This is a genomic window from Clostridium weizhouense (genome assembly GCF_019431045.1).
GTDB lineage: Bacteria > Bacillota > Clostridia > Clostridiales > Clostridiaceae > Clostridium > Clostridium weizhouense.
In genome coordinates this window covers 1-20,091 of sequence record NZ_JAHXPT010000018.1, presented here as the reverse complement: position 1 = coordinate 20,091, position 20,091 = coordinate 1, and the positions used below count along the sequence as shown (strand labels likewise).

Below are 20,091 nucleotides of genomic sequence, written 5' to 3'. Positions count from 1 at the left end.
CTTATTTTGTAATAGCTTATTTAATAATATTTATATATTTATTATTTTTAAATTTTTCATACTAAAATCTAATATTTTCGCTGAATGAGTCAAAGCTCCAACAGATATATAATCTACTCCTATTTCTGCAATATCTTTAATATTATTTATATTTACATTACCCGAAAATTCAATTATTGCTCTTTTATTAATAATATTCACAGCTTCTTTAGCTAAATTCAAACCCATATTATCAAGCATTATTATATCTGCTTGTGCGCTCAATGCCTCTTTAACCATTTCTATACTTTCAGTTTCTACTTCAATTTTTCTAACAAACGAAGAATTCTTTCTTGCTAATTCTACTGCTTGTTTTATTCCACCGGCTGCACTTATATGATTATCTTTAAGCATAATACCATCTGATAAATTAAATCTATGATTGCTTCCCCCTCCAACTTTTACAGAATATTTTTCTAAAATTCTTAAATTCGGAGTTGTTTTTCTAGTATCCAAAAGTTTAGCATTTGTATGTTTTATTTGATCTACAAATTTATTTGTTAATGTAGCTATACCACTCATTCTTTGTAATAAATTTAATGCAACTCTTTCTCCCTTTAATATATTTCTAGTATTCCCTTTTAAAAATCCCACTTTATCTTTAGGATATACATTATCACCATCACATTTATATAAATCAATTTGAACATCTCCTAAAAGTTCAAATACTCTTTTAAATACATCTAAACCTGCAATTATCCCTTCTTCTTTGCATAATAACTCTACTGTAGTAATACATTTATCATCTATTATAGAGTTAGTAGTTATATCTTCATTTGGTATATCCTCTTTTAATGCCTCTTTAATTATCTTATCTATAATTAAATAATTCATAATCTAAAATTCCCCCATTTAATTTTATTGCTTCTTTAACTAAAATACTGTTTTCTTCACTTAGCTCTTCTATAGATTTACTTATCTTATTTACTGCAATTACATTATTCTTTATATAATTTATATTTTTATTTATATTAATTGCACATCGTCTTGAAAATACAAGCCCCTCAAGTAAAGAATTACTTGCTAATCTATTTGCCCCATGAATACCTGTACAGCTTGTCTCACCTACTGCATACAAATTTTCCATTGATGTTAATGAATTAGAATCTACTTTTATGCCTCCCATTAAAAAGTGTTGAGCTGGAGAAACCTTAATATATTCCTTTGTAATATCCACACCTCTTTTTAAACATTCTTTATATATTGATGAAAATCTACTAACTATATAATCTTTTCCTAAAAAACTTATATCTAAATTTACATAATTAGAATCTGTTTTTTTCATTTCTTTATATACAGCCTTTGATACTATGTCTCTTGGTAAAAGTTCATCTACAAATCTTTCTCCATTTATATTTAATAATTTTCCACCTTCTCCTCTTAAAGATTCAGATATTAACAATCTTCTTTCATCTTCACATTCTTCATAAAATGCTGTTGGATGAATTTGGATGTAATTCATATCTTTAATTTCTATGTCATGCTTAATCGCACTAGCTATTCCATCACCTTTTAAGATTCTCTGATTAGTTGAATTACTAAATAATCCCCCTATCCCACCAGTTGCAAGTACTACACATTTTGAATATACATTTATCTGTTCATTTTCTTTTATTAACATTGCACCAATACACTTTCTTTGATTTTCTATAATATCAACAAAATACGTATATTCATAAATTTCTATATTATCAGACTGCATTACTTTATTTATAAGTTCCTTTGCAACACTTTCACCAGTATTATCTTTTGTATGAACTATTCTATTTACAGAATGTGCTCCCTCTTTAGTAAAGTTTAAATCCCCATTACTCTCCTTATCAAATTCTACTCCCATTGATATTAATTCTCTTATATTATTTATTGATTCATTTGTCAAAATTTTTATTGCTTCTATATCATTTTCATACTTACCAGCTTTTAAAGTATCACATATAAATAAAGGTATATCATCTTTATCTACAGCTGTAGATATTCCCCCTTGGGCTAAATAAGTATTAGTACATGTAATTTCACTTTTACAAACAACTAAAATCTTTAAATCTCTTCTTAAGTTTAATGCACAATATAATCCTGATATTCCTGATCCTATTATTAGTACATCTACCAACTTATTCATAATACTAATCTCCTAACCTATGCATATTTTCTAAAGATTTTAATGCTTTCTTTCTAATATCCTCATTCAACACTATTTCATTTTTCATATTTAATAAAGTGTCATATAAATTTTCAAGAGTTGTTTTCTTCATATCTTCACAATAAATTCTACTTTCTGGGAAAATAAATTTCTTATTAGGACTTCTTTTATTTAATTCATGTAAAATCCCTTCTTCTGTTACTATAATAAATTTATTGCATTTACTTTTTGTTGCATATTCTATTATTCCATTTGTACTTCCTATATAGTTTCCAAGCATTCTAACCTCTTTTTTGCACTCTGGATGAACTAATATTTCAGCATTAATATGTTGTTTTTTTAATTTTAAGATATCATTTTTATTTATTTTATTATGACATTTACAAAAACCATCCCATAATATAAATTCTTTATCTGGAAAGAATTCTGATATATATTCTCCTAAATTTTTATCTGGCAGAAATATTATTTGTTTATTAGATACCTTATTTAATATTTTTAATGCACTTGATGATGTTACAACAACATCACAATATGCTTTTACATTATAAGTTGAATTAATATAACAGACTACATATGCTTCTGGATATTTCTTCTTTAAATCTATTAAAATATTACTACTAACCATATCAGCCATTGAACATCCAGCTTTTTTATTTGGAATTAAAATATGCTTATTAGGAGATAATATTTTGGCACTTTCTGCCATAAAATTTACTCCACAAAATACTATAACTTCCTCTTTAGATTTTTTAGCTATTTCACTTAAATAATAAGAATCTCCTATAAAATCAGCTATTTCTTGTATTTCACTTGGCTGATAATAATGAGCAAGAATGATTGCATTCTTTTCTTTTTTTAATTTTAAAATTTTATCTTTTAATGTTTTCCCCACAATTACACCACTTTTACACTTTATTTACAGATGTATATACATCTATAAGTGAAATTATAGCATTTACACTTTTCTTCTTCAATATATAAACACAAATTAAAATAAATGTAATTTTTTTATCTTGTATTAAAAATACTTATTGGATTTTATTTATTATAAATACAAAAATATATTATATTCACATAATTTTATATTAATTTGGCAATACTTTAAGTTGTGTGCTACTAAGTTTATTAACTTAAGGCATATTCAAAAAATAATAGACCAGTATGTTCGTCTATTTTGATCTATTATTTTATTTCATGTGCCTAATAAAAAATTATTAATTCAAAATAAATTATTCATTTTAGAATAATAAAAATTTAGGAGGAACGTATATAATGAAAAAATTTGTTTGTACTGTATGTGGTTATATCCATGAGGGTGATGCCCCACCTGAAATTTGTCCTGTTTGTAAAGTAGGCAGTGATAAATTTATTGAAATGAAAGAAGATATGACTTGGGCAGATGAGCATAAAATTGGAATTGCAAGTGATGTATCATCTGAAATTATTGAAGCTTTAAGAGCTAATTTTACTGGGGAATGTACTGAGGTTGGCATGTATTTAGCAATGTCTCGTCAAGCTGATAGAGAGGGATATCCTGAAGTTGCCGAAGCTTATAAAAGAATTGCATTTGAAGAAGCTGAACATGCTGCTAAATTTGCTGAAATTTTAGGTGAAGTTGTTGTTCCTGATACAAAGGCTAATCTTAAAGCAAGAGTAGAAGCTGAATTTGGTGCTTGTGATGGTAAAAAGAAACTAGCAACATTAGCAAAAAAAGATAATTTAGATGCCATACATGATACTGTTCATGAAATGTGTAAAGATGAAGCTAGACATGGAAGAGCATTTAAAGGTCTATTAGATAGATATTTTAAGTAAATTTATAAATTAAATATTAATAACAGAAAAAATTTTCTAAATCATTTTTATATAGCTAAAAATTTATATTAAAAGGAGTGTTTTTTATGCAAAAAATTAATTGTGGTGTAACTAATTGCTCTCATAACTGTTCTGGCACTTGTTATGCTAACCGTGTTGATATTGGTGGTCAATCAGCACAAAAAGATTATGATACATGCTGTGGATCTTTCTTAGATAAAAAGCATTATAGTGACTTAACTAATAACACTAATAGTTCTGATGAATGTGACTGTCTTGTTTGTTCTGTTGAAACATGTAAACATAATTATAATAAACTTTGTGACCTTTCATCTATAACTGTTGATGGTTCACATCCAAACATGTATACAGAAACTCAATGTGAAAGCTTTGAATGTAAATAAAAATATTTATTCTATATGAATAATAAAAAATAAATGTGGAAAAATAAAATGTTCTCACATTATTTAATCTATTTATATAAATATTATTTAAAGGCAAGTATTTTAATATAAATTATAATACTTGCCTTTTATTTATTTAATGTTATTACTTTTTTCTGCCAATTTAATGCCGTGACAAGCACTAGCTGATGGACAACCTGAACATCCACATCCACAACCACCTTCACCATTTTTAGCTTTTTTGACTTGTTTTGCTATTACTAAAGCCATCAAAGCAAATATAATAACACTTATTAAAATTGTTGCTATCATAATATATCACTTCCTTAATTAAATATTTTTTAATTATATACTCATTCATCAAATAAAACTTAATGAATGAGTATATAATATGAATTATTTTGTATAACTTAACTTAGGAGTTGTTTGAGTTTTTATAGAATTTTTAGAAACTATTATAACAAAACTTACAATTCCAATAACTATCAAAATAGAAATTATTGCTCCTACTATACTACCACCAAATAAGATTGCATTACCAACTTGATTAATTAAAAGAGCAACCATATAAGCAGTACCAGTTTGGAACCCTAATGTAATCCAAGTCCATTTCCATGAACCCATTTCTCTCTTTATTGCACCTATTGCTGCAAAGCAAGGAGCACAAAGCATATTAAATGCTACGAAAGCAAATGCACTAGCCATAGTAAACATTCCTGCTATATTTCCAAGGAGTGCTGGATCTTCTTCTGTTGCATCCGCTATGCCATATAATACACCAAATGTTCCTACAACATTTTCCTTTGCAACAAGACCTGTAACTGTTGCAACTGCTGATTGCCAATCTCCAAATCCAAGTGGTGCAAATATCGGTGCAATTATATTTCCAATATCCGCTAATATACTTTCACCTGCATCTACCATTTCTAATGACCAATTAAATGATTTTAAGAACCATATTACTCCACACGCAACGAAAATAATCGTACCAGCTTTTATAATAAACGCCTTTCCTCTTTCCCACATATGCATTAAAACACCTTTTAAACTTGGAAGATGGTATTGTGGAAGTTCCATAACAAAAGGAGCAGGATCTCCTGCAAATAGTTTAGTTTTCTTTAAAATAATACCGCATATAATTATCATTATAATGCCTAAAAAATATACTGAAGGTGCTACCCAAGATGCTCCTCCAAAAATTGCCCCTCCAATTAATGCAATAATTGGTAACTTAGCACTACATGGAATAAATGTAGTTAACATAATTGTCATTTTTCTATCTCTATCATTTTCCATTGTACGAGTTGCCATTATTCCTGGCACTCCACACCCTGAACTAATAAGCATAGGAATAAATGATTTACCTGACAGACCAAATTTACGAAAAACTCTATCCATAATAAAAGCTACACGTGCCATATAACCACAATCTTCAAGTAAAGATAATAGTAAGAATAAGACCATAATTTGAGGTACAAACCCAAGTACTGCTCCTACTCCACCAATTAATCCATCTATAATTAATCCTTGTAACCAATCAGCAACATTTGCACTTACTAACCAATCCGAAACATTTCCTTGAATAATCTCTGCAAATAATGTATCATTTACCCAATCTGTCATCGCAGTTCCAACTGTACTTATTGCTATGTAATATACTCCCCACATAATAAAAGCGAAAATTGGAAGTGCTAAGAAACGATTTGTAACAATTTTATCAATTTTATCTGATGTTGTTTCGCTTCTTTTATGATTTTTCTTTATAACCTTTGATATATTTTCTCCAATAAATGAATAACGTTCTTCAGTAATAATACTTTCACTATCATCATCAAGTTTAGATTCACATTTTTTTATAACTGATTCAATTTCATCTAAAACTACAGAAGATATTTTTAATTTTTCTAAAACATTTTTATCTCTTTCAAACAATTTAATTGTAATCCAGCTATTTTTCATACCTTCATAAGAAATATTATCATCAACAATTCTTCTAATAGCTTCTATTGATTGTTTAACTTCATCAGTTAAAGGTAAAGTAAATTCATTTTTTTGATTTACAATTTGAATAGCCTTTTCTGCTGCCTCTTTAACACCTTGTCCTTTTACTGCTGAAGCTTCTACAACTGGACATCCTAATAATTTTGATAGTTTGTTAACATCAATTTTATCGCCATTTTTTCTGACTATATCCATCATATTTAATACTACAACTGTAGGAATTCCTAATTCCAAAATTTGAGTTGTTAAATATAAGTTTCTTTCAATATTAGAAGCATCAACTATATTTATAATTGCATCTGGTTTATCATTAATCATAAAATCACGACTTACAACTTCTTCAAGTGTGTAAGGAGATAAAGAATAAATACCTGGTAAATCTATAATTTCAACATCCTTATGACCTTTTAATTTTCCACCTTTTTTTTCAACTGTTACTCCTGGCCAGTTACCCACATATTGTGTTGAACCTGTAAGCTCATTAAACATTGTTGTCTTACCACAATTTGGATTACCCGCAAGACCTATTTTAATTGACATTTTTATTCCTCCTTGTTTACTTGTTTTTATAACTTAAGCATAAAAAACCAAGTCACATATCTTACTTGTAAAAATCACTTTTTAGATATTACTTTACAACAATCATTTCTGCATCCGATTTACGAAGGGATAATTCATATCCTCTAACTGTTATTTCAATTGGATCTCCAAGTGGTGCAACTTTACGAACAAAAATTTCACACCCTCTTGTTATTCCCATATCCATAATACGCCTTCTAACTGCACCTACTCCATCAACTTTGGCAACATTAACAGTTTGTCCGCATTTTATATCCTTCAATGTACTCATTTTTTAATCCTCCTAAACGATTATTCGGCTTGCCATAGACTTATCTAATGCAATTCTACTATTCTTTACATTTATTATTACATTACCCCCGATTTCAGAAATAATAGTAATTGCCTCACCCACAATAAAACCTAAACTAGCTAAAAATCTTCTTGTTTCGTCATTCCCACTAACTTTTTTGATAAATACACTTTTACCTCTATCCGCTAATATTAATGGCATATATCTTCCCCCCTAAGTTTGTTAAACAAATATTTATAACAATTAGACATAATAAAAAGTATATTTTTATAACATGTCCAATCGATTTTTCTTAACTATTGATAATGATTATCATACTAATATGATATCACTTTTCTAAGAAGTTGCAAATGATTTTCAGTAACTTTTATATTTTTTATTTATTCATCAATTGTAAACCTTTTATTTTTCAATTTAATCATTTTTTAAGTTATTTGATTATTGTTTCTATATTTGTAAATATAAGACTATATTTTAAATTAACTTTAACATTTACTATTACAATATAAAAATTAAAAGAAGGTTATATAAATAACTATTTATATAACCTTCTTTTATATTTAAATTAAATTCATCTCAGTGTAAACAATTACTTTTTTTCTTCTACTAATTAACATATTATGTTAGAATATTCTTATACTTAATCTTAGGTATATCAAAAAAATAATATACAAGAATATTATTTTTTTGAATGTATCTTATAAAAAGAGGTGTTAATATGGATCGTATGAAAGCAATGTTACTTACAGTTTGTATTATATTAATCTATTCTGTTGTCATTGGATTTATCTATAAATATGGTAGAAAATTTTTTAAAAAGAACAAAAAAAACAATCATTAAATTTACTTATATTAAAAATTTATAAAAGTTATTTTGTACATGTCTATTAATACGCTATTGAATAGTATTATTAAAATAAGTGTTTGGTATATTAATTTTATAAACAAACTAGCATAACCAGACACTTATTTATAACTTTTATATATTAATATCCACTATATCAATTCAACTAAAACATATTCTTATTTTTTTAAATTCAATAAATCTTCAAATTTATTTATTACATAATCATATTCCTGTAAATTCCCAAAACCATAGCTTGCATATACAAAAGGCACTCCTGCTTTCTTACTAGCTTCTGCATCCCATTTAGTATCTCCAACATATACTGGACTACGTAAATCATTCCTTTTCTTTACTATTTTAATATTTTCTGCTTTAGGTAATTCTGTTCTACTTGGGTCTTCAAAATCTAAAAAATATTTTTCTAAATTATGAGCTTTTAAAAAACATTGTATATATCCTTCAACACAATTACTAACTATAAATAACTTATATTTCTTAGATAATTCTTTAAGTGTGTCTTCTAGTTTAGGATATAGATTTCCACCATTTTTCAATAAATATTTAAGTTCAATATCAGCACATTCTTTTATTATATTTTCTCTACGATTTTCATCTAACCTTGGAAAAAATTTTTCCATTATATCATTCATTGTCATTCCCATAACACTCTTTATTTGTTCAAGTGTCATACCAGTTTTTGTTTCATCATACTTTAAAAAAGCTTCATTCCAACATACATAAAAAGCTTCTGTTGCATCCCATAACGTTCCATCTAAATCAAAAATAAGACTATCCACAATTTTACCTCCTTTTTACTTATATCCTAATTATATACTAATTTACTTTTTCAGATTAATATTAGTTTACATTCTAATTTTTAAATTAAAACATATCTCATATAACCTATTTATAATATATAAGTTCCAATAAAGTTTGTTCATTAATATAAATCTTATAATAGTTATAAATTATATCACTTACCAGTATAATGAGAATCTTATATAGAAAATTTATGCTATATAAGCTTCCAATTTAGATAATATTAATTCAAAACATAATTTTCTATAAAAACTTTATAAAAAATTATAAATGTAATAACTTAATTAGAATATATATATTAATTATTACTATGATTAGTAACTAATTTATTTTTTATTCTTCTTTATATTTAGAGCACTTATATATCCGCTTTATTTTTATAAATTATTGTAACCAAACATATATTCGTAGTATAATAAATTTCATGAGAACATATATTCTGTTCATCCTGTTAAAAAGGAAGTGTAATTAAAATGGATTTAATGGATAAATTGAAAATTCTTTCAGCAGCTGCAAAATATGATGTTTCCTGCTCCTCCTCTGGTTCAAAAAGGAAAAATCTTAATAAAGGAATTGGAGATGCTTCTAATAGCGGTATTTGTCATAGCTTTACCCCTGATGGTCGCTGTATATCGCTTTTAAAGATTTTATTTTCAAACAATTGTGTTTTTGATTGTAAATATTGCTTAAATGCTATATCTAGAGATTTTTTAAGAGTTAGTTTTACACCTGAAGAAGTATGTAATCTTACTATTAATTTTTATAAACGTAATTATATAGAAGGACTTTTTTTAAGTTCTGCTATTATAAATAACCCAAATTATACTATGGAACTTTTATTAAAAACAGTAAAAAAACTTAGAATAGAAGAAAAATTTAATGGGTATATTCACTTAAAAGCAATACCTGGTGCTGATAAATATTTAATCGAAGAAGCTGGTAGATATGCAGATAGGATGAGTGTTAATATCGAGCTCCCATCAAATAACAGTCTAAAACTTTTGGCACCGCAAAAAAGTAAAGATACCATATTGAAACCTATGAGAATAATTAAAAATTCTATAATTAACTATACAGAAATGAAAAAAACAATAAAAAGTACTCCTTTATTTGTACCTGGTGGACAAAGTACACAGTTAATTGTAGGAGCCACACCTGAAAGTGATGCTAAAATAATTGGTTTATCTCAATCACTCTATGATAAATATAAATTAAAAAGAGTTTATTATTCAGCATATGTACCGGTGGTGAAAGATAATAAATTATTACCTGATATAACTCATCCTCCAACACTCAGGGAACACAGACTTTATCAAGCTGATTGGTTACTTAGATATTATGGATTTAGAGCAAATGAATTATTAAAAAACGAAAATGATAATTTTGATTTAAATTTTGATCCAAAAACCTCATGGGCATTATCTAACTTAAATGATTTTCCTATAGAAATTAATACAGCTTCCTATGAGAAATTATTACGTATACCTGGTATTGGAGTTACCTCTGCTAAAAGAATAATAAAAGTTAGAAGAGTTCATAGATTAACATTTGATGATTTGAAAAAATTAAGAATCACTTTAAAAAGAGCAAAATATTTTATTACTTGTAATGGTAAATACTATGGAGAAGTTTCATTTGATGATAACAAAATTAAAAATAAACTTTTAGAACAAAATATAATTAAATCAACTGAACCACATCCTGATCAAATATCTTTTTTTGATGAATCTAAGTTAGATGAAAAGATAACTCCATCAGGAATTATTTTACCTAATGACCAAAATATATTCTCAAATAATAAATTTAGATTAAGTGACAAAATTACAGCTATAAATGGAGAATTTTAATTATGAAAATATTTTTATATGATGGTAGTTTTGAAGGTTTATTAACTTCTATTTATTATTGTTTTTATAGTAAAACTCTACCAACATCTATTTATAGTTCAAGTTCATCTAATATACCTCTTTTATTTGATGAAGTTATTAATATTAATACTGAAAAGGATAAATTTAAAAAAGTTAAAGATACTATTTTAAATAAAATAGATAATCTTTGCTTGAAAAAAATTTATATTGTTTATTTAAGTAACTTTGAAAATAAAGAAATGCTTATATTTAAATATTTAAAAATAGCTTTCAAACTTAGTTATAATATACATTCATTTTTGAATATTGATGAAGTAAGACTTGTTGATACGATAAATAAAAGAGTTGCTTCTGAAAGTCATAGATTTAAAGGATTTATTAGATTTAAATCAATTGAAAATAGATTTCTTTATGCTTCAATTGAACCTGACAATGATATATTAGAACTTATCGGTGAACATTTTAAAAAAAGATTTCCTAATGAATATTTCATTATTCATGATATATCTAGAGAAAAAGCTTTAGTCTATGATTCTATCTCATATGAAATAATTAGTATGAATATTGATGATTATGAAAAACTTAAACTTCTTAATGATGATTATTCTACTCTTTGGAATGCTTACTTTAAATCTACCAATATAAAAGAAAGAGAAAATTCTAGGTTACAAATGAGAATGATGCCTAAACGATATTGGAAACATATATTTGAAACTCAGAATTTTTAAAAGAATAAAAAACCGCTAAACGACTGTGAAGCGTCGATTTTTTTAGCCATGAACTCTTTCCAAACATAGTGCAGGAAATGGTGCGGCGACATATGATTTTTTTATTCTTTAGATTGTACTTATAATACCTCTAAAACACGATATTCTAGAAGTTATCCACATATTTTGAGATATATAATTTCTTAAAGAATAAAAAAGATTTTTAAGATAGATATTATTTAAATAACTACTCTTAAAAATCTTTTAATAATATATTACCAAATTGACAATCTGTCTTCTAATTTAACATACATACCATCTTTTTCTGTAATATTATAAGTTTCATAAAATTTTTCAAATTGTTGCAGAACAGTATTAACTCTAATATTATTAGGCGAATGACTATCTGTTTTTAATAGAAGTTCTTTATATTCTTTAGTAGCTATATTGCGCCATGTAGTAGCAAAACTTCTAAAGAAAGCATCATAATCTGGATTTTTTATTGTATCTAATATATCTAACATACAAGTCATAGAGCCTATATCTGCAATGTTTTCACCTACTGTCATCTTGCCATCAATTTTTTTCCCTGGAAATACTTCAATTTCTCCATAAAAATTTATTATCTTTTGTATTTTTTCTGTAAACTCTTTATAATCTTCATCATTCCACCAATTATTAATTTTACCATTCTCATCAAACTTAGCTCCTGTATTATCAAAAGCATGTGTAATTTCATGTCCAATAATCATACCTATTGCTCCTAAGTTTACTTCCTTGCTTGCATTAGCATCATAAAATGGTGGTTGTAATATTGCTGCTGGAATAATGATTTGATTTGTATTTACATCATAATATGCATTAACATCTTGTGGTTTACCCAAATCAAAAGGTAATTTTTCTTCTTTAACTGATTTATTAAGTTTATTTAATTTTTCTTTATATGAAAAAAGTTCTAAATTTACTATATTATCAAAAAGTGAACTCCCTTCATTATATGACTTCAAATCTAGTTTTGAATAATCTTTCCATTCTCCTGAATATCCTATAGTTACTTTTAAACAATCTAATTTTTTTATAGCACTTTGTTTAGTTGAATCAGTCATCCAATCAAGTGAATTAATTCTTTTTTTATAAGTTTCTATTATTTTATGAGTGATTTCTTCTATATCTTTTTGAGCTTGCTTCGTAAAATATCTTTTAACATATAATTTACTAAACAACATCCCAAAGTTTTTTTCTACATATTCGCTTCCTTCCTGCTCTAAAGTTTTGTCCTCTTTTAAGGAATATAACTCTTTTTCAAATTCTGAATATGTATCTTTAAAATCTTTACTTAAATATTGAGATGAAGATGAAATTAAACATACTTCAGTATAATCTTTGATAATTTGTAAATTTTCTTCTGTGTATAATTCATTTAACTTTTCTAACCATTTAGGTTCAAGCAAAATAACTTTATCAGCTTTGTCATATCCTAATTCTTCCATTATATATGAAAGATTTAAATTAGGTGCCTTTTCACCTATTTCTCTGACATTACAAATTTCACCTATACTTTCATTTGTGCTATACTGTTTAAAAAACTCTTGTATACTTAACATAGATGGTGATAACATTTTTTCAAATTTAAATAAATTATTGACCTTCTCATTTGTCTCTTCATCATTATATCCACTTAACTTTAAAATATTATTTAAATATTTTTCCATTATAATTTTATTTTTATTAAATTCTTCTGATGGATTTTTATATTGAGCAGAATCACCTAAAAAAAGTGGAGTCGAATATATGTATAAAACATTAGTTTTTCCATCTTTGTTATCTGGTTCTACATTAAATTGAATTAAATTATTAAATATATTTATTTCTGGATTAGAAAATAATCTTGTAAGTTCATCTAAATTTTTTACACCCTTTATTTGATTTATATATTTTTTTACTGGTTCAATCCCTTGTTTGTTTCTTGAGTTCATATCAATAAAATTATTATATAAATTAATAACTTTTTTTTCTTCACTATTTTCACTATACTTATTTTTATTAATTAATAATTGATCAAATATAGTATCCATTTCACTTTTTACTTTATTTTTAAGACTTATAAATTCACTTTTTTCATTTTCCCCATCTTTAAGCTTAGAATTTTTAATCCACTCTTGATTAATTGCTTTATAAAAATCATCTTGTAATCTTATCTCATTACTCTTATTTAAACTTTTTTGAGATGTTTCTGATGCCATAACTGTTGAATATTTAATGGGAATTAAGGTAATTAAGCAAATCAAAATACTTAATATCGATAATATTCTTTTTTTCATCTCATCCTCCTTTTTATTAAATATAAATCTACTTTACACAATTTTACCATAGTAATATAAACTGGTAAATTAAATACACTTATCTTAAGAAAAACTTTAATTTATAATCTATAGTATTATTTTAAATATTAGCAACAATTTTTATTAATTTTTTATTTAAATATTGAAACTTTATTTAAACTATTACTCTTATATTAAAGTTAATTTTCATATTAAAATAAGAAATTATATTATCGACTTAAAAAACGTGAATTTTAATTAAAAATATTAAAACGCATATTTTTACATGAATTATCACAATCTTCTTTAAGATTGCATATTATACTTATTGAGTAATCAAATTGAAGGGATGAATTTTTTTATGTACAGAGATGATAACTGTATGTATAAACAAAAAGAATATGCTCGCGCATATATATTACCTCAAAAATATGAGAATTTATTTTCATGCAAAGAAGCCTTTGATAAAGGAACAATTTTCAAATCCCTTTATCAACCTTATGATGAAAAGAAAAAAAATAAATGTTAGAGGTGATATATTATGTCTGAAAAAGAGTTATTAGATAATATAAGGATTTATCAATTTGCCGCTATAGACTTAAATCTATTTCTAGATAATTTTCCTGATGATAAAGATGCAAAAAAAGATTATGAAACTTTATCTTATAAACTAATTTGTTTAATTAATGAATATGAAAAAAACTATGGCCCACTTACAAACTTTGGAACTTCTTTTAAAGAAGATTCAAAAGCTTGGGTTGAACAACCATGGCCTTGGGAAAATTATGATTAGGAGGATTTAAATTTATGTGGTATTATGTAAAAACACTGGAATATCCAGTAAATCTTAAATGTAAAGATCTTCAGATGGCTAAATTTCTTATATCTCAATATGGAGGTCCCGATGGAGAATTAGCTGCTGCACTTAGATATTTAAATCAACGTTATACAATGCCTACTGGAAAATCCAAAGCATTACTTACAGATATAGGAACAGAAGAAATGGCTCATGTTGAAATAATTGCTACTATGGCTCATCAACTTATGGAAAATGCAAGTTTAGATGAATTAAAAAAGGCTGGACTTGGTGGCCATTATGTTGATCATGGAAAAGCAACATTTTATACTGATGCTACTGGAAACCCTTGGACTGCAACTTATATACAAGCTAAAGATGATGTAATTGCAGACTTGCATGAAAATATGGCTGCTGAACAAAAAGCAAGGGCAACTTATGAACATTTAATTCAATTAACTGATGAACAAGATATAAAAGATATATTAAAATTCTTAAGAGAAAGAGAAGTAGTTCACTATCAACGATTTGGTGAAGCTTTAAATAATGTGCAAGATCACTTCTGTAAAAGGTAGTATTCTTCATAAAAATACTCTAATTTAAAATTTGTTTAATTTCATTAAAATGTGAAATTGCAAAAAGCTCTATTACCATAAAAGTAATAGAGCTTTTTGATTTAGGTACATTCAAAAAAATTAATAGACCAGTATGTTTGTATATTTTCTCTTCTTGTCTGAAACATAATAGACGCCACATCTTTGATCTATTATTTTATTTCATGTGCCTTATTTAATTAAAAGTGTAGTCCACTCCAATAAACACATTGTTTAATTATTGTTTTTTCAGGAAATTCTATTCCTTCTAGAGCCCATTTTTTATATTCTGAAAATCCTACTCTATCAATAATATATCCTATATGTTCTTTTCCTCCTGGTGCATCTTTATCAATATACTTCTCTACAAATTTATAGGTATTTAAAATTATTTTAATTATACTCTCTTCATCTGCCCAAATTAGGAAATCTTCTGCTAAACGTGGATTTCTCTTTCCTGTTCTACCCATAATAACTAATTTATAATATTTTTCTTTACTTCTAGTCCATGCACCAGTAGGACAGTTTATAACACATTCTCCACAACCAATACATTTATCCTCATTTCTAACAACCTTATAATTAACAAATTTAAGGGCATCTACAGATTTTTTCTTACATTTTTTTATACATGCTCCACAACTTACACATCTATCTATCTCATATTGTGGTTCTGTCATCCCTATTATACCAAAGTCATGAGTTCTTGCTTTTATACAATCATTAGGACATCCTGTTAACGCTATTTTAAAATGTAAATCATTTGGGAATATAGCTTTATCAATTTTTTTTGCGAAATTAGTTGTATTATAATTTGCAAAAGGACAAACCTTATTTCCTATACAAGCAGCTACATTTCTTGTTCCAGCAGCTGTATATCCTTTACCTGGTACTTCTTGATTTATATCTAATTCTTCAATTATAGGTTGTAATAGCTTATTTACCTTATCCATATCTTCATATTTTATTCCAGGTACTTCGAATCCTTGACGTGTTGTTATATGAATAGTACCATTACCGTATTTTTGTGCAATTTCTTGAATCTTACCTAAAAGTTCTGCTTGCATATGTCCACCCGGAACTCTGATTCTAGAAGCAGTTACTCCTCTTACTTTTGTAACTCTAAATGCATTCTTTTTAATTTTTTTTGTATTTAAATCCATAATTAACTCCTTCCTAATCTATTAAAGATTTTCCTTTTGAATAGTTAAAAACTGGTCCGTCTAAGCAAATGTATGTATCATCTATTTTGCAATGACCACATTTACCAATTCCACAACACATTTTTCTTTCTTGTGATATCCAAATATTATTTTCTTCTATTCCAAGCTTTAAAAATTCTGCCACTGTAAATTTCATCATAATAGGAGGACCTACTACAATAACTACTGCATTTTTAATATCTTCAATTGGAAGGTTTGGAATGTATTTAGTAACCATGCCTACATTGCCTTCATATCCTTCATGGGCATTATCAACAGTTAAAATAAGATTAATATTTTTATTCCAAGCTTCAATGTCACTTTTAAATAAAATATCACTAGGAGATTTAAAACCTGCTATTAATGTAAAACTTTTTGCATCTTCCATATTGTTTGAAAAATAATCAACTACTCCTTTTACTGGTGAAAGTCCTGTTCCTCCTGCAACTACTATTAATTCTTTTTCTTTATAATTATTAATATCAAATCCATTTCCATAAGGACCTCTTAAATATAGCTTATCACCAACATAGTTATTAAATATTTCATTAGTAACTTTACCAACTCTTCTTATTGTTAAATCAACAGTGTCTTCACCAATACCACTTACTGAAATAGGTGCTTCACCAAACTTAGGTAATGATACCTCAAAAAATTGACCTGGTTTTACATCACCTTTAAATTCCATTCTGAAAGTATATTCAATATCTGTATGTTTAATTACTTCTTTTATTTGTGATAAAAAAGGAATATATTCATTTTTACTCATCTGCTGACACCTCTTCCATACCATCTTTTAACTTATTTATACAATTTGAAAAAGATATATATTCTGGGCAAATATCATCACATCTACCACATCCAACACACATGTGATATCCCCATTTCTTCTTATAATCATAAACTTTGTGCATTACCTTAAATCTCATACGTTGTCCTTTATCTAGTCTAAAACTATGTCCACCAGCCATATCAGTAAATCCATCTACTTGGCAAGATGCCCATACTCTACGTCTTTCACCAGCTTTACCATTATCAGTATAGAAAATATCTTGCATTGTAAAACAAGTGCAAGTAGGACAAGCAAAATTACATCTACCACATGCAATACAACGTGAACTATACTCTTCCCACATTTTAGACTTCATAATATCTAAAGAAAGATTTTCTGGTATAGACACATTTACATTATTTTGTGTTACAAAGTCAGGCTTAACGTCTATCTCTTTATCTTGTTTAAATAATTTTTTAAGTTCTTCTTCTTGTATATCTACATATACATAATCATCCATTACTTTTAAATAAGCATCATATTCATTTGTTTCATTTGTTCCCATGCTTACACAAAAACAATTTTCAAATGAATTTTCACATCCCATTAAAATAAACTTTACATTTTCTCTTAATTTTTTATAGTAATAATCTTCTTGTCCATTTTTTAAATAAATATCATCCATACGTTTTATAGCATGTAAATCACAACTTCTTAAAAATATAATTGCTCCTTTTTTAGGCGGATTAGGTTCTTTTATAGAATCTTCTGTAAAAAAGAAAAGTGTTTGAGAAATTGGTAGTAATACTTCTTTAGCAGAGTATTGTGCTTTTTCATTAAAAATAATCTCATCTATATTTTTTATTTCACCATAACGAATTCTATCAGTATCTGAAAAATTCCCCTCTCCCAAAAATAATTTAGGTGCATAGATTAGATATTCTTTTGATAAACTTTCAAATATATCGTTTATACTTTTTTTATTTAATTTATATCCCATATTACTACTCCTTTACTTTCTTTTTGAAATTATATAGTATGGAAAGGCTACAAATAATGCCCCACCAATAATATTTCCAAGTGTTACTACTCCAATATTATATATATATCCCATTATGCTAACATCTGCCGTCTCTGGTGATAGTAACCCTATTGTTAAAAGTGTCATATTTGCTACGCTGTGTTCAAATCCAGCTGTTATAAATAAAAATAAACACCAAAAAATCATTATTAGTTTAGCTACTTCATTTTTACAACGGAAACTGCACCATACAGCTAAACAAACTAATATATTACAAAATATAGCTCGCATTAATAACGGTAAAAATGGAATACTCATTTTTATTGCCGATGTATTGGCAATAAAAGTTCCTACTGGTCCTATTGCAAGTCCAGTAAAATAAAACATAATCCCTGCAATTATTGAACCAAGTAGATTTCCAACAAAGCAAACTATCCATATTTTAAACGTATCACTCCACTTTACTTCTCCACTTAAAGATGCCGCAGTCATAACAAAATTATTTCCTGTAAAAAGTTCTGAACCAGCCATGACAACTAAACTTAATGCTACTCCAAATGATATTCCCATAATTATCTTAGTAGCTACTGAACCTGCACTATTTAATAATCCTCCAATAGTAAATATAAGCATAATTCCCATTCCAACATAAAGACCTGCAAGCATTGAGCTTATAAAATATCCACATTTATTCGTTCTCAATAAATTAATTTTTGCTTTTCCAGCACCCACTACAGTGTTAAATTCTTCACAAAACATAATATAAGTTCTCCCTTCGTTTGTGTATTAAATTAATCTTTAATTAAAGTATAATTAATTAAAAATTAAAGCACCGTGATTTTAATCACGGTGCTTTAAAAAACTTTGATAATTTATCCTGATCAATTACCAGAATTTTTTTATCTTTATATTCTATTAATTTTTTATTAGAAAGTATCTTTAAAACTCTAGATATCGTTTCTCTTTTTGAACCTAATAATTCTGATAAATAAGTAATAGTTATATTTATATTAATAAGTATTCCATTATCACACTCTTTACCATAATCCTTACTTAATTTCCATAGCTTTGCTGCTAACCTTTTTTCCATTTTTATTACACCTGTTGAATTTTTAAGTTGCCTATACATTCTTCTAACTTTCATAGATAAAGAACATATTACGTTTTTAGAAAGTATAAAGTCTCTTTCCATAATTCTCAAAAAATCGTCTTTGATATAACTAAGTATATATGCATCTTCAAATGCCTCACAATTTATAGATGAAGGTAACTCTTGTATAATTACATCATTAATCATCTTACCTTTTCCTAAGATAAATATTACACGTTTATGGCCACATTCATTTAGCTTATATAATGATACAGTTCCTTTTAATACAATATATAATTTCTTTACATCTTCTTTATCTCTAAAAATGTGGCTTCTTGAGTTGTATTTTTTTACTTCCCCTTTTTCCATAAGTTCTTCTAAAGAATTTTTAGATATACCATTAAATATTTCTAAATCTTTTATTTGTTCTAGCATAATATCTTTCATTTCTGCTCCTAATCATATTTATATAATAAAATAATTATCTAAGCTTTTATTTATAATCAAAAATACATAGTACCTTCATTTATTATAATTTTTTAATTTTAGAAAATTTCTTTTTAATAATATAACACTTAAATGTAAAAAAATAAACAAAGAACTATCTTAAGTACATAAATATGTTTTAAGATAGTTCTTTTATCAATCTACATTTTAAAATAGTGTTGATGTTTTAGTATAAGGGCGAACTGGCATTGGAATTTTCTTTTTAGAACTCTTAAGTGAAAGTCAAAATTTTATATTTTGTTACTTGAACTTACTCAGCGAATGTACATGAGTCG

At 26.4% G+C, this 20,091-nt stretch carries 22 protein-coding genes; 8 read left to right on the top strand and 14 right to left on the bottom strand.

Features of this window, described 5'->3' with window-relative positions; genetic code table 11:
* Positions 1-30: 30 nt before the first annotated feature.
* Genes nadC through nadA form a run of 3 tightly spaced genes read right to left on the bottom strand, consistent with a single transcriptional unit; the run spans position 31 to position 3,074 of the window.
* The gene (gene nadC / locus KYD98_RS16725; protein ID WP_219781194.1) at positions 31-873 is read right to left on the bottom strand and encodes a carboxylating nicotinate-nucleotide diphosphorylase; all 843 of its coding nucleotides are present in this window, start codon (positions 871-873) and stop codon (positions 31-33) included.
* Positions 851-2,158, bottom strand: coding sequence for an L-aspartate oxidase (locus tag KYD98_RS16720; protein WP_219781193.1), 1,308 nt, complete (start codon positions 2,156-2,158; stop codon positions 851-853). The genes nadC and KYD98_RS16720 overlap by 23 nt, the downstream gene beginning before the upstream one ends.
* 4 nt (positions 2,159-2,162) lie before the next feature.
* Positions 2,163-3,074 (bottom strand): quinolinate synthase NadA, encoded by a 912-nt coding sequence (nadA, locus tag KYD98_RS16715; RefSeq protein ID WP_219781192.1) that lies wholly within the window; start codon positions 3,072-3,074, stop codon positions 2,163-2,165.
* A 380-nt stretch (positions 3,075-3,454) separates the two neighbouring features.
* Here nadA and KYD98_RS16710 point away from each other — a divergent pair, with 380 nt between their 5' ends.
* Together KYD98_RS16710 and KYD98_RS16705 are read left to right on the top strand one after the other, a co-directional pair.
* On the top strand, positions 3,455-3,997 hold the full coding sequence (locus KYD98_RS16710; RefSeq protein ID WP_219781191.1) for an NADH peroxidase: 543 nt from the start codon (positions 3,455-3,457) through the stop codon (positions 3,995-3,997).
* A gap of 86 nt (positions 3,998-4,083) precedes the next feature.
* Positions 4,084-4,401: a DUF1540 domain-containing protein gene (locus tag KYD98_RS16705; protein WP_219781190.1), complete on the top strand. Its 318-nt coding sequence runs from the start codon at positions 4,084-4,086 to the stop codon at positions 4,399-4,401.
* A 132-nt stretch (positions 4,402-4,533) separates the two neighbouring features.
* On the opposite strand, the gene KYD98_RS16700 is transcribed toward KYD98_RS16705, so the two are convergent.
* The 4 genes from KYD98_RS16700 to KYD98_RS16685 form a co-directional block, all read right to left on the bottom strand.
* The gene (locus KYD98_RS16700; RefSeq protein WP_219781189.1) at positions 4,534-4,713 is read right to left on the bottom strand and encodes a FeoB-associated Cys-rich membrane protein; all 180 of its coding nucleotides are present in this window, start codon (positions 4,711-4,713) and stop codon (positions 4,534-4,536) included.
* An 84-nt stretch (positions 4,714-4,797) separates the two neighbouring features.
* A complete protein-coding gene (feoB, locus tag KYD98_RS16695) occupies positions 4,798-6,942 on the bottom strand; it encodes a ferrous iron transport protein B (RefSeq protein ID WP_219781188.1) in 2,145 nt (714 codons plus the stop codon).
* A gap of 88 nt (positions 6,943-7,030) precedes the next feature.
* Complete coding sequence (locus tag KYD98_RS16690; RefSeq protein ID WP_219781187.1) at positions 7,031-7,252, bottom strand: FeoA family protein; 222 nt, start codon at positions 7,250-7,252, stop codon at positions 7,031-7,033.
* Positions 7,253-7,264: 12 nt separating this feature from the next.
* Positions 7,265-7,474: a FeoA family protein gene (locus KYD98_RS16685; RefSeq protein ID WP_219781186.1), complete on the bottom strand. Its 210-nt coding sequence runs from the start codon at positions 7,472-7,474 to the stop codon at positions 7,265-7,267.
* A 517-nt stretch (positions 7,475-7,991) separates the two neighbouring features.
* Between KYD98_RS16685 and KYD98_RS18310 the strand changes: the two genes are divergently transcribed.
* A complete protein-coding gene (locus KYD98_RS18310; protein ID WP_258049895.1) occupies positions 7,992-8,114 on the top strand; it encodes a hypothetical protein in 123 nt (40 codons plus the stop codon).
* A 182-nt stretch (positions 8,115-8,296) separates the two neighbouring features.
* Here the strand turns inward: KYD98_RS18310 and KYD98_RS16680 are convergent, their stop codons facing one another.
* Entirely contained in the window at positions 8,297-8,917 is a 621-nt protein-coding gene (locus tag KYD98_RS16680) for an HAD family hydrolase (RefSeq protein ID WP_219781185.1), read from the bottom strand.
* 495 nt (positions 8,918-9,412) lie between these two features.
* Here KYD98_RS16680 and KYD98_RS16675 point away from each other — a divergent pair, with 495 nt between their 5' ends.
* On the top strand, positions 9,413-10,786 hold the full coding sequence (locus KYD98_RS16675) for a putative DNA modification/repair radical SAM protein (protein ID WP_219781184.1): 1,374 nt from the start codon (positions 9,413-9,415) through the stop codon (positions 10,784-10,786).
* A gap of 2 nt (positions 10,787-10,788) precedes the next feature.
* Positions 10,789-11,535, top strand: a complete 747-nt coding sequence (locus KYD98_RS16670; protein WP_219781183.1) for a TIGR03915 family putative DNA repair protein — start codon at positions 10,789-10,791, stop codon at positions 11,533-11,535.
* A 254-nt stretch (positions 11,536-11,789) separates the two neighbouring features.
* On the opposite strand, the gene KYD98_RS16665 is transcribed toward KYD98_RS16670, so the two are convergent.
* A complete protein-coding gene (locus KYD98_RS16665; RefSeq protein ID WP_219781182.1) occupies positions 11,790-13,835 on the bottom strand; it encodes a M13-type metalloendopeptidase in 2,046 nt (681 codons plus the stop codon).
* Positions 13,836-14,196: 361 nt separating this feature from the next.
* On the opposite strand from KYD98_RS16665, the gene KYD98_RS16660 reads away from it, so the two are divergent.
* From KYD98_RS16660 to KYD98_RS16650, 3 genes are read left to right on the top strand one after another with little or no spacing between them, the layout of a single operon-like run.
* Positions 14,197-14,364 (top strand): spore coat associated protein CotJA, encoded by a 168-nt coding sequence (locus KYD98_RS16660; protein WP_219781181.1) that lies wholly within the window; start codon positions 14,197-14,199, stop codon positions 14,362-14,364.
* A 12-nt stretch (positions 14,365-14,376) separates the two neighbouring features.
* The gene (locus KYD98_RS16655) at positions 14,377-14,628 is read left to right on the top strand and encodes a spore coat protein CotJB (RefSeq protein ID WP_219781180.1); all 252 of its coding nucleotides are present in this window, start codon (positions 14,377-14,379) and stop codon (positions 14,626-14,628) included.
* Positions 14,629-14,642: 14 nt separating this feature from the next.
* Entirely contained in the window at positions 14,643-15,206 is a 564-nt protein-coding gene (locus KYD98_RS16650) for a manganese catalase family protein (RefSeq protein ID WP_219781179.1), read from the top strand.
* Between the two features lie 218 nt (positions 15,207-15,424).
* On the opposite strand, the gene asrC is transcribed toward KYD98_RS16650, so the two are convergent.
* The 5 genes from asrC to KYD98_RS16625 form a co-directional block, all read right to left on the bottom strand.
* Positions 15,425-16,387 (bottom strand): sulfite reductase subunit C, encoded by a 963-nt coding sequence (gene asrC / locus KYD98_RS16645; RefSeq protein ID WP_219781178.1) that lies wholly within the window; start codon positions 16,385-16,387, stop codon positions 15,425-15,427.
* 13 nt (positions 16,388-16,400) lie between these two features.
* Positions 16,401-17,195, bottom strand: coding sequence for an anaerobic sulfite reductase subunit AsrB (gene asrB / locus KYD98_RS16640; protein ID WP_219781177.1), 795 nt, complete (start codon positions 17,193-17,195; stop codon positions 16,401-16,403).
* Positions 17,188-18,198, bottom strand: a complete 1,011-nt coding sequence (asrA, locus tag KYD98_RS16635) for an anaerobic sulfite reductase subunit AsrA (protein ID WP_219781176.1) — start codon at positions 18,196-18,198, stop codon at positions 17,188-17,190. Before asrA ends, asrB begins: the two co-directional genes overlap by 8 nt.
* A gap of 12 nt (positions 18,199-18,210) precedes the next feature.
* Positions 18,211-18,978 (bottom strand): formate/nitrite transporter family protein, encoded by a 768-nt coding sequence (locus KYD98_RS16630; protein ID WP_219781175.1) that lies wholly within the window; start codon positions 18,976-18,978, stop codon positions 18,211-18,213.
* A gap of 85 nt (positions 18,979-19,063) precedes the next feature.
* On the bottom strand, positions 19,064-19,756 hold the full coding sequence (locus KYD98_RS16625; RefSeq protein ID WP_219781174.1) for a Crp/Fnr family transcriptional regulator: 693 nt from the start codon (positions 19,754-19,756) through the stop codon (positions 19,064-19,066).
* Between the last annotated feature and the right edge of the window lie 335 nt (positions 19,757-20,091).

Excerpts from the sequence above, each read along its gene's own strand:
- KYD98_RS16705 (WP_219781190.1), top strand. The coding sequence starts at position 4,084 with ATGCAAAAAATTAATTGTGGTGTAACTAATTGCTCTCATAACTGTTCT.
- nadC (WP_219781194.1), bottom strand. The coding sequence starts at position 873 with ATGAATTATTTAATTATAGATAAGATAATTAAAGAGGCATTAAAAGAG.
- KYD98_RS16660 (WP_219781181.1), top strand. The coding sequence starts at position 14,197 with ATGTACAGAGATGATAACTGTATGTATAAACAAAAAGAATATGCTCGC.
- KYD98_RS16700 (WP_219781189.1), bottom strand. The coding sequence starts at position 4,713 with ATGATAGCAACAATTTTAATAAGTGTTATTATATTTGCTTTGATGGCT.
- KYD98_RS16665 (WP_219781182.1), bottom strand. The coding sequence starts at position 13,835 with ATGAAAAAAAGAATATTATCGATATTAAGTATTTTGATTTGCTTAATT.
- asrC (WP_219781178.1), bottom strand. The coding sequence starts at position 16,387 with ATGGATTTAAATACAAAAAAAATTAAAAAGAATGCATTTAGAGTTACA.
- feoB (WP_219781188.1), bottom strand. The coding sequence starts at position 6,942 with ATGTCAATTAAAATAGGTCTTGCGGGTAATCCAAATTGTGGTAAGACA.
- KYD98_RS16625 (WP_219781174.1), bottom strand. The coding sequence starts at position 19,756 with ATGAAAGATATTATGCTAGAACAAATAAAAGATTTAGAAATATTTAAT.
- KYD98_RS16690 (WP_219781187.1), bottom strand. The coding sequence starts at position 7,252 with ATGAGTACATTGAAGGATATAAAATGCGGACAAACTGTTAATGTTGCC.
- KYD98_RS16630 (WP_219781175.1), bottom strand. The coding sequence starts at position 18,978 with ATGTTTTGTGAAGAATTTAACACTGTAGTGGGTGCTGGAAAAGCAAAA.
- KYD98_RS18310 (WP_258049895.1), top strand. The coding sequence starts at position 7,992 with ATGGATCGTATGAAAGCAATGTTACTTACAGTTTGTATTATATTAATC.
- KYD98_RS16685 (WP_219781186.1), bottom strand. The coding sequence starts at position 7,474 with ATGCCATTAATATTAGCGGATAGAGGTAAAAGTGTATTTATCAAAAAA.
- KYD98_RS16655 (WP_219781180.1), top strand. The coding sequence starts at position 14,377 with ATGTCTGAAAAAGAGTTATTAGATAATATAAGGATTTATCAATTTGCC.
- KYD98_RS16675 (WP_219781184.1), top strand. The coding sequence starts at position 9,413 with ATGGATTTAATGGATAAATTGAAAATTCTTTCAGCAGCTGCAAAATAT.
- KYD98_RS16670 (WP_219781183.1), top strand. The coding sequence starts at position 10,789 with ATGAAAATATTTTTATATGATGGTAGTTTTGAAGGTTTATTAACTTCT.
- KYD98_RS16720 (WP_219781193.1), bottom strand. The coding sequence starts at position 2,158 with ATGAATAAGTTGGTAGATGTACTAATAATAGGATCAGGAATATCAGGA.
- asrA (WP_219781176.1), bottom strand. The coding sequence starts at position 18,198 with ATGGGATATAAATTAAATAAAAAAAGTATAAACGATATATTTGAAAGT.
- KYD98_RS16650 (WP_219781179.1), top strand. The coding sequence starts at position 14,643 with ATGTGGTATTATGTAAAAACACTGGAATATCCAGTAAATCTTAAATGT.
- asrB (WP_219781177.1), bottom strand. The coding sequence starts at position 17,195 with ATGAGTAAAAATGAATATATTCCTTTTTTATCACAAATAAAAGAAGTA.
- KYD98_RS16710 (WP_219781191.1), top strand. The coding sequence starts at position 3,455 with ATGAAAAAATTTGTTTGTACTGTATGTGGTTATATCCATGAGGGTGAT.